Source organism: Romboutsia faecis (assembly GCF_014323405.1).
Lineage (GTDB): Bacteria > Bacillota > Clostridia > Peptostreptococcales > Peptostreptococcaceae > Romboutsia_E > Romboutsia_E faecis.
In genome coordinates, this window is the sequence record NZ_JACRWE010000005.1 from 1 (window position 1) to 14,415 (window position 14,415).

Consider the following 14,415-nt stretch of genomic DNA (forward strand, 5'->3'; position numbering starts at 1 on the left):
GATAAGATTTCCCACCGTAAGGGTAAGACCCCAGGAAGACTACCTGGTTGATAGGTCGGAGGTGGAAGTGCAGTAATGTATGTAGCTTACCGATACTAATAGGTCGAGGACTTGACCAAACTTAAATGATTAAATCATAAATGATATGCAGTTTTTAGAGTATTAACTCTAACATAACTTAATATAAGTTAATCGAAAGATTATGTGGTTACTATAGCAAAGAGGATACACCTGTTCCCATTCCGAACACAGAAGTTAAGCTCTTTAGCGCTGATGGTACTTGGGGGGCAACCTCCTGGGAGAGTAAGACGTAGCCACGTAATCTTTTTTTTATTTTTATTTTATATTATCAATGAATTTATATAAAAAAAGATTGCTCTCTATCAACTTTTCTAATAAAGAAAAGTTGATAGAGAGCCTTTTTTATTTAAGAATAATAATATTAATTAATAGATATTATTTAAATACAGAGAAGAATTTTATGCTACTATAAAAGTAGAGTTTATTTACTACTGGGGGTACAATAATGGAGATAGTGCAGAATTTAAAAAAACAAGGAATAAGTGAAAGTTTAATAGAAGATATATTATATTTTAGAAAATACTACAGCTTAGATAAGAATTTAGAATATAGAGTAACAAAATCTAATACATACTTTTATGGAAAAGACATTTTATCAATGTGCATATCAGCAATATTAGAAGGTGAAAATATTCTTTTATCAGGGCCTAAAGCTACTGGAAAGAATTTATTAGCAGATAATTTATCAGAGATTTTTAATAGACCACAATGGAATACATCATTTCATATAAATACAGATAGTTCAACATTGATAGGAACAGATACTTTTATAGACAACGAGGTAAAATTAAGAAGAGGATCTGTATATGAGTGCTCTATTAATGGAGGGTTTGGAGTTTTTGATGAGATAAATATGGCTAAGAATGATGCGATTGTAGTTTTACACTCAGCTTTAGATTATAGAAGAATAATAGATGTACCAGGATATGAAAGAATTAATTTACATCCAGCTACAAGATTCATAGGTACTATGAACTATGAATATGCAGGTACAAAAGAATTAAATGAAGCTCTAGTATCTAGATTCATGGTAGTAGATATACCAGCAATAGAATATGATAAATTGGATTTAATCTTAAATAATGAATTTCCAGATGCAGATAAAGAAAAATTAAATCAATTTGCAGGTATATTTTTGGATTTACAATTGAAATCTCAAAATGGAGAAATATCTACAAAGTCTATAGACTTAAGGGGGTTAATAGCATCTTTAAAAGTTATAAAAAGAGGACTAAAACCTATACAAGCAATTAATATGGGTATGACAAGTAAAACCTTTGATATATATGAAAAAGAAATCGTTGGCGATGTTATTAGAACAAGGATTCCAGAAAAGTGGAATAGCGAGGATATATTTCCATGTAACCAAGTACATAATTATAAATAATTGGCACAATGGGGGATATTATGAAGTGGATATATAATGATTATGAATTTGATAATAGGATTAATAATCTAGCATGGACTATTTCTGGAGACTATAGTGAAGATATAGAAGTTTCAGAAAAGGATTATTCATCAAAGGAAGTTTCTTTATATTTTGGCATAATAGCAGGCGCTAGAAGAAAATATGTAGATTGGAATATAGTAAAAAAGTATTTGATACATAGGATAAGTAAAGGTTATGAAAAAGATATAATATTAGATTTAGTACAAATAGTCTTCAATAACTTAGTAGAATCTAAAGTTATTGAAGATAGGCCAGGTATAGAAGAGATAAGAGTCAAGGCCTATAGAGATATTATTAATAGATTTACTAAAATATATAATGATAATATTTTGCAAAAGATAAAATATGTATTTATATTAGAAGGAATGGGAAAGCATCCTTCTGTAGATGGATTAAGTCGTAGATTAATCAATGAAATTAAGAATATTAATTTAAATAATGAAATAATAGAGATATTAAAAGATTTAGATAGTATATATATGAAATACTTTAATGCTATTGCTAATGATTTAGATAAAAATGAGCGAAGTGATTCGAAAGAATACAAGGAAATAGATATAGATTTTGACACATTTTCTGATTTTATGTATGAAGAATTATATAATGATGAGGATGAGGCATTTATGGAAAATGAAATTGATTTAATATCATCCTCTATGTTAGTAGAAAGTATAGGCGAAAGTAAGTTATCAGATAGCAGAAATAGATCTAATAGGGTTATCTATATAGATGAAGAAACTGCTAGTAAAATTTATGAAAAGATAGAGTACTATTATGGGAAATCATATCTAAGTAAAAGTGAAATTAAAAAAGTAGAAACTAAAAACTGTAGAAATGTTCATGAAGGTTGCAGAGTACATTTTACTGAAGGTGTTTTAAGATCAGAATGTAAAAATGTATTTCAATTAAAGTATGTAACTAGGCATAAAGAAAATAATTTAAAGAAATATAGAGAAAAGATAAAAACTTATAAAAGAAATATTAATAAATTAACAGAAAATATATCTAGAATACTAATTGAAGAAAGTATAAATGATAGAGTTTATTCTGATTGTGGCACTATAGATGCAAATAGAGCATGGAGAGTTGGAAGAAGTAGTAATAATAAAATATTTTATAAAGATATAGAAAATGAAAAAGGAAGGTATGTAATAGATATACTTTTAGATTCAAGTGGTTCACAAAGTAGGAATCAATATAGAGTTGCAATACAAGCATATATAATAGCCAGTGCATTAACTATGGCTAAAATACCAAATAGGGTGACTGGATTCTCTAGTTTCTTAGATTATACTATATTAAAAAGATTTAGAGATTATAAGGATCCTGTGAGCGTAAATGAAAATATATTTGAATATTTTTGTACAGGTAACAATAGAGATGGGTTAGCTATAAAGTGTATATGTGACGGCCTAATAGAAAGAGAAGAAGAAAATAAAGTTTTAATTGTTTTGAGTGATGGAAAGCCTAATGATGTAAAGATAGGTGCAGAAAAAGAGAGAAGTATAAGAGGAGAATCTACATATAAAGGAAAAATAGCGATAAAAGATACAGCTAATGAAGTAAGGCTAGCTAGACAAAAAGGAATTTTAGTGCTTGGGGTATTTACAGGAAAAGAAAATGAACTTATTGCTGAAAAAATGATTTATGGAAAAGATTTTATATATACTAAAAATATAGAGAGATTCTCAGATATTGTTTCTATGTATTTAAAGAAAATAATTAGGAATTAATGTACGTATAAAATGATAGAAAAAAGAAGGAATATAAAATAGTATATAGAAATACATTATTAGTAAGAAAAATTAAATACAAATATTGATGGGTTCTAGAATTTAGATTAATAGGGAAAGAGGTGCGATTCCTCTACAGCCCCCGTTACTGTAATGTGGACGAAACTTTTAAAATACCACTGTGATAACTAAACTCACGGGAAGGAAAAGGAGTAGGATGAAGCTAAGTCAGGATACCTGCCTATCATATATTTAAATAACTTTTTCGGGGAGGAAAAGATTATGATAAGTCACGTATTTAGTGACTATATTGTGAAATTAATGCCTAACCAATTAGTTAGGCTATTTTTATACTATAATCAAAACAGAAAGAAGAAATTAATATGATAGTAATAGATAAATATGCTTATTCAAATAGTTTAAGAAATAAAAATCTGAATGTAAAGTTTGCAATAGGGTTAGTTTTTTTAGCTGCTTCTATGCTAATAAAAAATTTAATATTTTTATCACTTATTATTTTATTAATGAGCATAATCATAGTATCTATAGCTAATATAGATATACACGATTACATTAAACTACTTAAGATACCAATGATATTTCTGCTTATGAGTATAGCGATGACGATAATAAATATATCTAATGATTCAACCTTACTAATAAAAAGTTTTAGTATAGGTCAAAGGTATATAGGTTTTTCAAATGAGTCTATAAATACATCAATACACATATTATTTAGATCAATGTCGTGTTTAACATGTGTATACTTTATTATGTTAACAATACCATTTAGTCAATTATTAATAATATTTAAGAAATTACATGTTCCAAGTATTATATTAGAATTATCTATGCTAATCTATAGATTTATATTTATATTTATGGAAGAGTTAGCAGATATACGTAAGTCTCAAGAATTAAGATTTGGATATATTAATTTAAAAACATCTTATAAATCCTTTGGACTGTTAGGTAATTTATTGTATAAAAGAATGATGATTAGATATGAAGAAATGTGTATATCGTTAGATGTTAAACTATATGATGACACATTCCATATAGTAGGAGATCAATATGTTTAAAATAAATAATCTTACATATCAATATGAAAAAGAAAAACTAGCTTTATCAAATATAAATATGGATTTTAGCAAAGGTGATATAGTAGGTGTAATAGGAACTAATGGCTCTGGAAAATCGACTTTATTTATGAATATGATGGGTATTTTAAAGCCGAGCGTAGGTAGTATACTATTTAATAATGAGCCTATAAAATATAATAAAAGAAATCTATATGAGTTAAGAAAAGAAGTTGGGATTGTTTTTCAAGATCCAGAAAAGCAAATATTTTATTCTATGGTATATGATGATATAGCATTTGCTTTAAGAAATATAGGTATAGAAGAAAATGTTATTAAAAAAAGAATTATGAATGCTTTAGAAGCAGTCAATGGATTAGAATTTATTGATATGCCTGTACACTTTTTAAGTTACGGACAAAAGAAAAGGGTAGCTATAGCCTCAGTTATAGCTATGGAAAATAAAATGATTTTACTAGATGAACCAACTGCAGGCTTAGATCCAGTCAGTACTAGAGCTATAGTTGAAATTATAAATAATTTAAAAGGTAAAGGTGTAAAAATTGTTATTTCTAGCCATGACATGAATTTGATATATGAAATATGTGATTATATATATGTTTTAGATCAAGGTGAAATAATTAATGAAGGTAGCACTGATGTAGTTTTTAATGATGAAGAAAAAATATTAAAAGCAGGATTAGAATTACCTTGGTTAGTAAAACTTCATATAAACCTAGATTTACCATTGTTCAAAACTGAAGAGGACTTATATGATTTTTGGCATAATTCAAAGAATATAGTAAATCGTTAAATTAGCCCTCAACCTATTTTAATATAGATTGAATAAATAAATAACCCTTAACCTATTTAATTTAGGTACCCTAAAATTTCTCCAAAATTTTAGGGATATTTTTGTGTTTACAACTGTATATACAGCTGATACAATTAATGTGTATATTTAAAATACTTAAGGGGGAAGTTTATCGTGAATAAAAAAATAAAGTCAATTTTTGTAACTGGCCTAAGTCTAATAATTATTTTAGGGTTAGTAGGATGTAGTTCATCAAAAGATGATGATATGCAAGATGTAGAAAATAAAGAGAAATTTGAAATAGGAGTAGTTTTAGGAGAAGGCGGAGCAAATGACCAAAGTTTTAATCAATCATCATTAGAAGGATTTAATAAGGCTAAAGAAAAACTAGGTGTTACAGGAAGTTATCTAGAATCAAATCAACAAGCTGATTATAAACCTAACATAGAGAACTTTGTAGATAAAGAGGTTGATTTAATAATAGGGGTAGGTTATACAACTGCAGCGTCGATGTTAGAAGCAGCAGAGCTACATAAAGACATGAAATTTGTTATGATAGATCATAATTATGAAGAAGAAGATAAAGAAATTCCTGATAATATGGCATGTGTTACTTTTGATGAAAGGGAAGTATCTTATTTAGTTGGACTAATAGCTAGCAAAATGACAGAAAGTAATAAAGTCGGATTTATAGGTGGAATGAAAGATCCTAATATAACTAGATTTGAAGAAGGTTTTGAATTAGGTGTAAAAGCAGGCAAAGAAGGTGTAACATTATCATCTCAATATGCAAACTCTTATGATGATGCTAGCTTAGGAAAATCTATAGCTAATCAAATGTATTTAAAGGGTGTAGATGTTATATTCTCAGCTGCTGGAAATGTGGGCACAGGAGCAATAGAAGCAGCTAAGGAGCAAGATAAACTGGCAATAGGTGTAGATATGGACCAAAATAGTTTAGCGCCTAAGAATGTAATAACTTCAGCTATGAAGAGAGTGGATATAGGAGTATATGATATAATAGAAAAAGCTTCAAAAGGTGAATTTGAAGGTGGACAAGTTACAGTTTATGGGTTAAAAGAAGGTGGAGTAGGCATAGCACCTACTACAAGTAAAAATGTTTCAAAAGATGTATTAGATTTTGTCGAAGCTGAAAGTCAAAAGATAATTAATGGAGAGATAACTTTAAAATAGTATAATTAATTGTCGATATTTAAAATAAAATGTACTATAAAAATATTTGCAATATATAGGATATAGTGTAACAATATAAATATAAAGAATGCTTCTATGAAAGAAGAGAAATATAAATGAGAGCCATGAAGGTTTTTATATGTAATATATAGCTTTTAATTATCAAACAAAGTTATATAGGATTGCATATAAAAACCTTTTTTTATGCTTATTCATAATAAATAAAACTCAGGGGGATAAATATGATATTAAAAAAACTTAAGAAATCAATGTCTTTAATGTTAGCAATATCACTAACAGCAGCAGTTTTAGTAGGATGTTCAAATACTGGTTCAAAAGGTGAGAAATCTAGTTCGGGTTCTCAAGTGAAAGATGAAAGAAAAGCAAATAATGAGCTAGTAGTTGCAGTAGCAAGTGAACCAGAAGCTGGATTTGATGCTACGACAGGTGGACATGGATCGATGACAAGAGTATTTTTCAGTTCATTATTTAAAAGGGATAAAGAGCTTGGAATGGAAAATGATTTAGCAACTGAATATAAAGTATCTGATGATAAATTAACTTGGACAGTAAAAATAAGAGAAGATGTAAAATTTACTGATGGAGAGCCTTTAACAAGTGAAGATGTTGTTTATACATATGAGACTGCAAAAGAAAGTGGATCTGAAATAGATCTAACTATGTTAGAAAATATAACTGCTGTAGATAAGTATACAATAGATTTTAAATTAAAAGAGCCACAATCGACATTTATGGAGAAGTTAGCCTATTTAGGAATTGTTCCAAAACATGCACATGGAAGTGATTTTTCAGATAATCCAATAGGTTCAGGTCCTTTTAAATTTGTTCAATGGGATAAAGGACAACAAGTAATAGCTGAGAAAAATAAAGATTACTATGGTGATGAAGCTGAAGTAGATAAGCTTACGATGGTATTTTTAGATACTGATGCTGCCTATGCTGCTGTAAAATCTGGAGATGTTGATATGGCATCTATAACAGGGGATTTAGCAGGTGAAAAGGTAGAAGGTACAAAAATAGTTAATTTAGATACAATAGAAACATTTGGTGTAGAATTTCCTATGCAAAAAAGTGGTGAAAAGGACAAAGATGGGAATCCTATAGGGAATGATGTAACAAGTGATGAATCTATAAGAAAAGCACTAAATATAGCAGTAGATAGAGAATCCATAGTAGAAGGTGTACTAGATGGATATGGAACAGTTTCAACTACAGGTCTGGAAAAGATGCCATGGTTAAATGAAGAAACTATTATAAAAGAAGATGGAAAAGTTGATGAAGCTAAAGAAATATTAAAAGACGGTGGATGGGAAGATACAAACTCAGATGGAACTATAGATAAAGATGGTGTTGAAGCTGAATTCAAATTATTATATACAGATGGTAAATATAGACAAGAGATAGGGTTAGCTTTTGTAGAAGTAGCTAAAGAATTAGGAATAAAGGTTAACTTAGAAATGAAAACTTGGGACAATATAGTTGATGAAATACATTCTGAAGCAGTTTTATTTGGATTTGGTTCAGGTGATCCATCAGAATTATATAACTTATACAGTAGTAAAGCTGCAGGAGGAGGAATTCCTTGGGATAATGCTGGATATTACAAGAATAAAACAGTTGATAGTTACATAGATAAAGCATTTGCAAGTGAAAATGAAGAAGAAGCTTTAGAGTTCTGGAAAAAAGCTCAATGGGATGGAACTACAGGATTTTCCAATAAAGGGGATGCTACTTATGCTTGGCTTGTAAATGTTAATCATGTTTATATAATGAGCGAAGATTTAGATATAGGAACTCCAGTTGTGCAACCTCATGGAGGAAGAATATTCGATAACGTGACTGAGTGGAGTTGGAAATAAATTAAGTAGGTTATGATAATAGGACATTCTCAAATAGGGAATGTCCTGTTGTGGATTATAAAGAAAGGAAGTTTTGTATGAAAAATAGTAAAAGCTTATTGCCATATCTATTTAAGAAGTTATTAAGATTAGCATCTCTTTTGGTTGCGTTATGTATAATTACATTTGCCTTAATGGAAAAATCTCCAATTGATCCTGTTACTGCTTACGTTGGAGCAGATACAAAAGTGAGCTTGGAACAAAGAGAAAATATAGCAGAGCATTGGGGATTAAATAAACCACCTGTAGAAAGATTTATGTCTTGGTTTAAATCCATGGCTCAAGGTGATTGGGGAACTTCTATGATATATAGAAGACCTGTTGTTGATGTTATAGGAGAAAGGTTTGTAGCATCATTGGCCTTAATGTTAGTTGCATGGATTATATCAGGAGTATTAGGATTTGTTATGGGGATAATATCGGGAATAAATGAAGGAAAATTTATTGATAAAGCAATTAGGTCTTATTGTTATGTTTTAATATCAACACCTACATTCTGGTTAGGAATATTATTTATTATGATATTTTCAGTAAAATTAAAATGGTTCCCTGTAGGGTTAGGAGTTCCAATAGGCATATTATCGGAGGAGGTAACACTTAAAAGTATGATAAATCACCTTATATTACCGGCGTTAACTTTAAGTATATTAGGTGTAGCTAACATATGTCTTCATACTAGAGAAAAAGTTATAGAAATACTATCAAGTGACTATGTACTTTTTGCAAAAGCACGTGGAGAAAGTAAAAAAAATATAGTATTTAACCATGTTATAAAAAATGTGTCTTTACCAGCAATAACATTACAATTTTTGTCTTTTAGTGAACTTTTTGCAGGAGCTGTATTTGCAGAGCAAGTATTCTCGTACCCGGGGCTTGGTCAGGCAACTGTACAGGCAGGATTAAAGGGAGACTTACCTCTTTTAATGGGAATAGTCATAATAAGCTTAATATTTGTATATACAGGAAATTTAATTGCAGATATTTTATATAGAGTTATAGATCCAAGAATAAAGGAGGGACAACAAGTATAATGAATGAAGTTGGAAATCTACTTGTAGAAAATAAAAAAATATCCCAAATTAGACTTGGAATAAGAGAAAAGACATTAATGTCTATAGGAATATTCACATTATTTTTAGCGGGAATAATGTTATTTGGAAGTATGATAACAGAAGAACAAATAGCTATAAATCTTCTTAATAAAAATCAAGCTCCAAGTTTAGAGTATTTATTTGGTACCGATTGGGTAGGCAGAAATATGTTATATCGAACTCTTAAAGGTTTGAGTTTGAGCATGAAAATAGGATTATTATCTTCATGTATAAGTGGAGTTATAGCACTAACGCTAGGTGTACTAGGAGCAACCCTAGGTAATAAGGTGGATTCTTTTATAACTTGGTTTATAGATTTAGTATTATCTGTTCCTCACACATTAGTTGTAATACTTATATCAATATCTGTAGGCGGAGGATTAAAAGGAATTGTATTAGGTGTATCTCTAACTCACTGGCCTTCCTTGACTAGGGTAATAAGAGCTGAAGTTATGCAAATTAGAGAATCAGATTATGCTAAAATATCTAGAAATTTTGGTAAGTCTAATTTATACATAGCTATTCATCACATATTACCTCATATAATACCTCAATTACTGATAGGGATAGTATTAATATTCCCACATGCAGTTTTACATGAAGCATCTGTTACGTTCCTTGGTTTTGGATTACCGCCACATGAACCAGCAATCGGAATAATTTTATCAGAAGCAATGAAGTATTTAAGTAGTGGAAAATGGTGGCTAGCATTTTTCCCAGGTCTAAGCTTAGTTATAGTTTCGCTTATGGTAGATAATATAGGGAAAAAATTTAGCCAATTAATAAATCCAAAAACAGCTTATAAATAGGAGGAAAGAATGAAAAAGGAACCAATATTAAAAGTTAAAGATTTAGGAGTTTCTTTTTCTCAATATACAAAAGGATTAAGAAGAAGAGACCTAAAGGTTATAACAAATCTTGATGTAGAATTGTATGAAGGAGAAATATTAGCAGTAGTAGGGTCAAGTGGTTCAGGTAAAAGTTTATTGGCTCATGCAATTCTTGGAATACTTCCAGATAACTCTACTACAGAAGGTTCTATAACTTATAAAAATAAAGAATTAACTCAAAAAGATAAAGAAAAATTAAGAGGAGATGAAATAGTTTTAATTCCTCAATCAGTTAATTACTTAGACCCATTGATGCAAGTATCTAAACAGGTAAAAATATCTATAAAGGATAAAACAAATGCAGATAAAATTCAAAGAAAAATATTTAATAAATATGGATTAGATAAAAATGTAGATAAATATTATCCGTTCCAACTATCTGGAGGAATGGCGAGAAAAGTATTATTATCTACTGCTTTAGTATCTGATACAAAGGTTATAATTGCAGACGAGCCAACTCCTGGTCTAGATGAAAAATCACTTAATGAAGCATTACAAAATTTTAGAGATATAGCAGATAATGGGTGTGCAGTTCTTATGATAACTCATGACATAGAAGCAGCACTTAAAATTGCTGATAAAATTGCTATATTCTATGCTGGAACAACTTTAGAAATAGCAAATGTAAAAGATTTTGAAAATGGTGGAGAAAATCTTAGACACCCATATACAAAAGCACTTTATAAAGCTTTGCCTCAAAATGGATTTAAACCAATAAAGGGAAATCAGCCACTGCCAAATGAATTACCAAAAGGTTGTTTATTCTGCGATAGATGTGAAGAAGCTTCTGATAGTTGTAAAATGATAAGGCCAGATTCGAAAGAAGTTAGAAATGGGATGGTGAGATGTTTATATGCAACTTAAAGCAAAAGGTATAAATTTTAAATACAGAGATGACAGATATATATTAAAGGATATAGATTTTGAAATAAATAGCGGTGAAATAGTAGGCTTGGTAGCTCCAAGTGGTTTTGGAAAAACTACATTAGCGAAGATATTAGCAGGTTATGAAAAACCTGAAAGTGGAAGCGTGCTTATAGAGGGATATAAGAGTAAAAAAAACAAGTACAATCCTGTTCAACTAATATTCCAACACCCCGAAAAGTCAGTAAATCCAAAGTGGAAAATGAGCAAAATAATAAGTGAAGCTTTTGAGCCATCAAAGGAATTGATTGATTCAATGGGAATTAAGGACGAATGGTTAAACAGATGGCCAAGTGAACTTTCTGGAGGAGAGCTACAAAGATTTTGTGTATTAAGAGCTTTATCTAAAGATACAAAGTTTTTAATAGCTGATGAAATGACAACTATGCTCGATGCAATTACTCAAGCTCAAATATGGGGTGTGGTATTAGAACATGTAAAAAAATATAATATTGGCATGGTTGTTATAAGTCATGAAAAAGCTTTAGTCGATAGAATATGCACTAGAATAGTAGATTTAACTGAGTTTGCAATGCATCATGATATATATGAAAATGGGTACTATAGTAAAGATAAAATCTATGAAAATTCCCAGGATAAAGATCACGTACATCTTCACACTCATAACCATGGTCATCTTCATGACCATATAAAAGGTATGGGGCATGATCATAATCATGATAGTGGCATAACGGGAAGTCATGTTCATGAACATGAACATATACATGAACATGACAATAATATTGGTCATGGACATACTCATACACATGCTAAGAGTTAAAATGAAAAGTAATATAGATATACCACAAGTAATAGATAAAGATTACTTATGGTATATCTTTTTTAATTATGAAAAAATAATGATTAAAGTAAAAATGTTGTGTTATTTCTTTTAGAAGAACTCTATATTGGAAAAGATTATAATATTACTATTTTACTTAAAATTTGAATAAACATTAGATTTAGATTAAAATATATTTATATTGTTTTAAATAGGAGGAAATAAATGAACTTAGATACATTAAATCCTGCCCAGAGAGAAGCTGTTGAAAAAACAGAAGGACCTGTACTTATATTAGCAGGAGCAGGGTCAGGAAAGACAAGAGTTTTAACAACAAGAATAGCACATTTAATGGAAGATAAAAATGTTCAAGCTGCAAATATATTAGCCATAACATTTACAAATAAAGCCGCTACGGAAATGAGAGAAAGAGTAGAAGAAACTATTACAGAACTTGATACTAAGGATATGTGGATAACAACATTCCATTCTTGCTGTGTTCGTATATTAAGAAAAGGTATAAATAGAATAGGATACAATAGAAGTTTCGTTATATATGATAGTTCGGATCAAGTAACATTAGTAAAAGACTGCTTAAAAGAATTAAATTTAAGTGATAAAGTATTTGAACCTAAATCAGTTATAAGCACAATATCTGGAGCTAAAGATAAGTTATTGAGTCCAGCTCAATTTAAACAATTGTATAGAGATGATGTAAGAAACTCTAAAATAGCTGATATATACGCTCTATATCAAGATCGTTTAAAAAGAAATAGTGCATTAGATTTTGATGATTTAATATACAAGACTGTCGAATTATTTAAAGAAGACCCAGAAACATTAGAATTCTATAGAAGTAGATTTAAATATATAATGGTTGATGAGTATCAAGATACAAGTAAGGCACAATATGAGTTAATAAAAATGTTAGCAAGACAGCATCAAAATATATGTGTTGTTGGTGATGATGACCAAAGTATATATGGTTGGAGAGGAGCTGATATAAGAAATATTCTTGAGTTCGAAAAAGACTATGATGATGTTCATGTAGTAAAGCTAGAGCAAAACTATAGATCAACACAAATAATTCTGGATGCAGCAAATACTGTAATATCTAATAATATAGAAAGAAAAAGAAAAAAGCTTTGGAGTGAGAAAAAGGACGGAGAGCTAATAAAAATTCAATTAGCTACGGATGAGCTAGATGAAGCTGAATTTATAGCAGATACTATATCTAGATTAAAGAGAAGAGACAGAAGAAAGTTCAGTGATTTTGCAGTTCTTTATAGAGCAAATGCACAGGCCCGTCCAGTGGAAGATGCATTAAATAGAAGCCAAATTCCATACAATATATATGGTGGAACAAAGTTCTATGAAAGAAAAGAAATAAAAGATTTAATAGCCTATCTAAGGGTTATACAAAATCCACAAGATGATATATCTCTAAAGAGAATTATAAATGTTCCTAGAAGAGGTATAGGTCTTAGAACAATAGAAAAAGTAGAAGATAGAGCAAGTTTGAAACAAGAAAGTTTATACTCTGTTCTTATAGATATAGAAAGTAACTCAGATATATCTAGTAAGGCAAGAAAAAGTATTAGTGACTTTGTTGACTTAATGGGTACATTAAGAACTATAAAGGAAGTCTATCCAGTAAGTAAGTTAATAGAGAAAGTACTAGACACTTCAGGATATATAGATGAATTACAAAAAGATAGCAAAAAAGAAGAATCTGAAGATAGAATAGAAAACTTAAAAGAATTCATATCTGTAGCTTTAGAATTTGAACAAAATAGTGAAGAAAAAGATTTAGAAACTTTCTTAACAACAGTAGCTCTTACTTCAGAAGCTAGTGATGATGAAGAAGATGATAAAGTTTCTTTAATGACTATACATACATCTAAGGGGCTAGAGTTCCCAGTTGTATTTTTAACTGGTATGGAAGAAAAGTTATTCCCAATATCAAGAGCAATAACTTCTATGAGAGATTCAGATATAGAAGAAGAAAGAAGGCTTTGTTATGTTGGTATAACAAGAGCTAAAGAAGAATTATACATGACTTTAACTCAAAAGAGAACTTTATATGGTAAAACTAATCCATCTATAGCTTCTAGATTTATGGAAGAATTACCAGGAGAATGTATAGAAAGACTTAATAAGGCAGAAAATGAACTGAGTTATTCTAAGGCTAATTATAATATTTTAGATAAATATACTAAAAAGTATATGAATAATGTACAAAAGTCATCTATAGCGAAGAAAGTAAATGCAACAGTCAAAGATACTACTAAGGAAACAAACATAGACGATATCAAGCCAGGATCAAAGGTTCATCATCCGAAATTTGGTGTAGGTACAGTAGTTATGATGAAAGGTACTGACGTAACAATTGCATTTGATAATCAAGGTCTAAAGACTATAAATAAGGAATATACAACTTTAGACTTATTATAATAAGG

Annotated in this window: 11 protein-coding genes, 2 rRNA genes and 1 riboswitch; all 13 genes read left to right on the plus strand. The window is 29.5% G+C overall.

The genetic code is table 11. The annotated features are described in order from the left end of the window. A 23S ribosomal RNA gene (locus H8923_RS11485) occupies positions 1–119 on the plus strand; the annotation flags it as partial. 84 nt (positions 120–203) lie between these two features. Then, positions 204–320: ribosomal RNA gene (gene rrf / locus H8923_RS11490) — 5S ribosomal RNA — on the plus strand. A 206-nt stretch (positions 321–526) separates the two neighbouring features. Then, positions 527–1,468, plus strand: a complete 942-nt coding sequence (locus H8923_RS11495) for an AAA family ATPase (RefSeq protein ID WP_153971985.1) — start codon at positions 527–529, stop codon at positions 1,466–1,468. Positions 1,469–1,488: 20 nt separating this feature from the next. Continuing rightward, positions 1,489–3,264 (plus strand): vWA domain-containing protein, encoded by a 1,776-nt coding sequence (locus tag H8923_RS11500; protein ID WP_153971984.1) that lies wholly within the window; start codon positions 1,489–1,491, stop codon positions 3,262–3,264. A gap of 73 nt (positions 3,265–3,337) precedes the next feature. Beyond that, a riboswitch (cobalamin riboswitch) is annotated at positions 3,338–3,523 on the plus strand. Positions 3,524–3,647: 124 nt separating this feature from the next. Further along, complete coding sequence (cbiQ, locus tag H8923_RS11505; protein WP_153971983.1) at positions 3,648–4,346, plus strand: cobalt ECF transporter T component CbiQ; 699 nt, start codon at positions 3,648–3,650, stop codon at positions 4,344–4,346. After that, positions 4,339–5,157, plus strand: coding sequence for an energy-coupling factor ABC transporter ATP-binding protein (locus tag H8923_RS11510; protein ID WP_153971982.1), 819 nt, complete (start codon positions 4,339–4,341; stop codon positions 5,155–5,157). Before cbiQ ends, H8923_RS11510 begins: the two co-directional genes overlap by 8 nt. A gap of 174 nt (positions 5,158–5,331) precedes the next feature. Further along, positions 5,332–6,351, plus strand: a complete 1,020-nt coding sequence (locus H8923_RS11515; RefSeq protein WP_187127929.1) for a BMP family lipoprotein — start codon at positions 5,332–5,334, stop codon at positions 6,349–6,351. Between the two features lie 242 nt (positions 6,352–6,593). Continuing rightward, positions 6,594–8,231, plus strand: coding sequence for an ABC transporter substrate-binding protein (locus H8923_RS11520; RefSeq protein ID WP_153971981.1), 1,638 nt, complete (start codon positions 6,594–6,596; stop codon positions 8,229–8,231). Between the two features lie 77 nt (positions 8,232–8,308). Further along, positions 8,309–9,301 (plus strand): ABC transporter permease, encoded by a 993-nt coding sequence (locus tag H8923_RS11525; protein WP_153971980.1) that lies wholly within the window; start codon positions 8,309–8,311, stop codon positions 9,299–9,301. Continuing rightward, complete coding sequence (locus tag H8923_RS11530; RefSeq protein WP_153971979.1) at positions 9,301–10,170, plus strand: ABC transporter permease; 870 nt, start codon at positions 9,301–9,303, stop codon at positions 10,168–10,170. Before H8923_RS11525 ends, H8923_RS11530 begins: the two co-directional genes overlap by 1 nt. A 9-nt stretch (positions 10,171–10,179) precedes the next feature. After that, the gene (locus tag H8923_RS11535) at positions 10,180–11,115 is read left to right on the plus strand and encodes an ABC transporter ATP-binding protein (protein WP_153971978.1); all 936 of its coding nucleotides are present in this window, start codon (positions 10,180–10,182) and stop codon (positions 11,113–11,115) included. Continuing rightward, complete coding sequence (locus H8923_RS11540; RefSeq protein ID WP_153971977.1) at positions 11,105–11,956, plus strand: ABC transporter ATP-binding protein; 852 nt, start codon at positions 11,105–11,107, stop codon at positions 11,954–11,956. The genes H8923_RS11535 and H8923_RS11540 overlap by 11 nt, the downstream gene beginning before the upstream one ends. 225 nt (positions 11,957–12,181) lie before the next feature. Further along, positions 12,182–14,410, plus strand: coding sequence for a DUF3553 domain-containing protein (locus H8923_RS11545; RefSeq protein WP_153971976.1), 2,229 nt, complete (start codon positions 12,182–12,184; stop codon positions 14,408–14,410). Positions 14,411–14,415 lie beyond the last annotated feature (5 nt).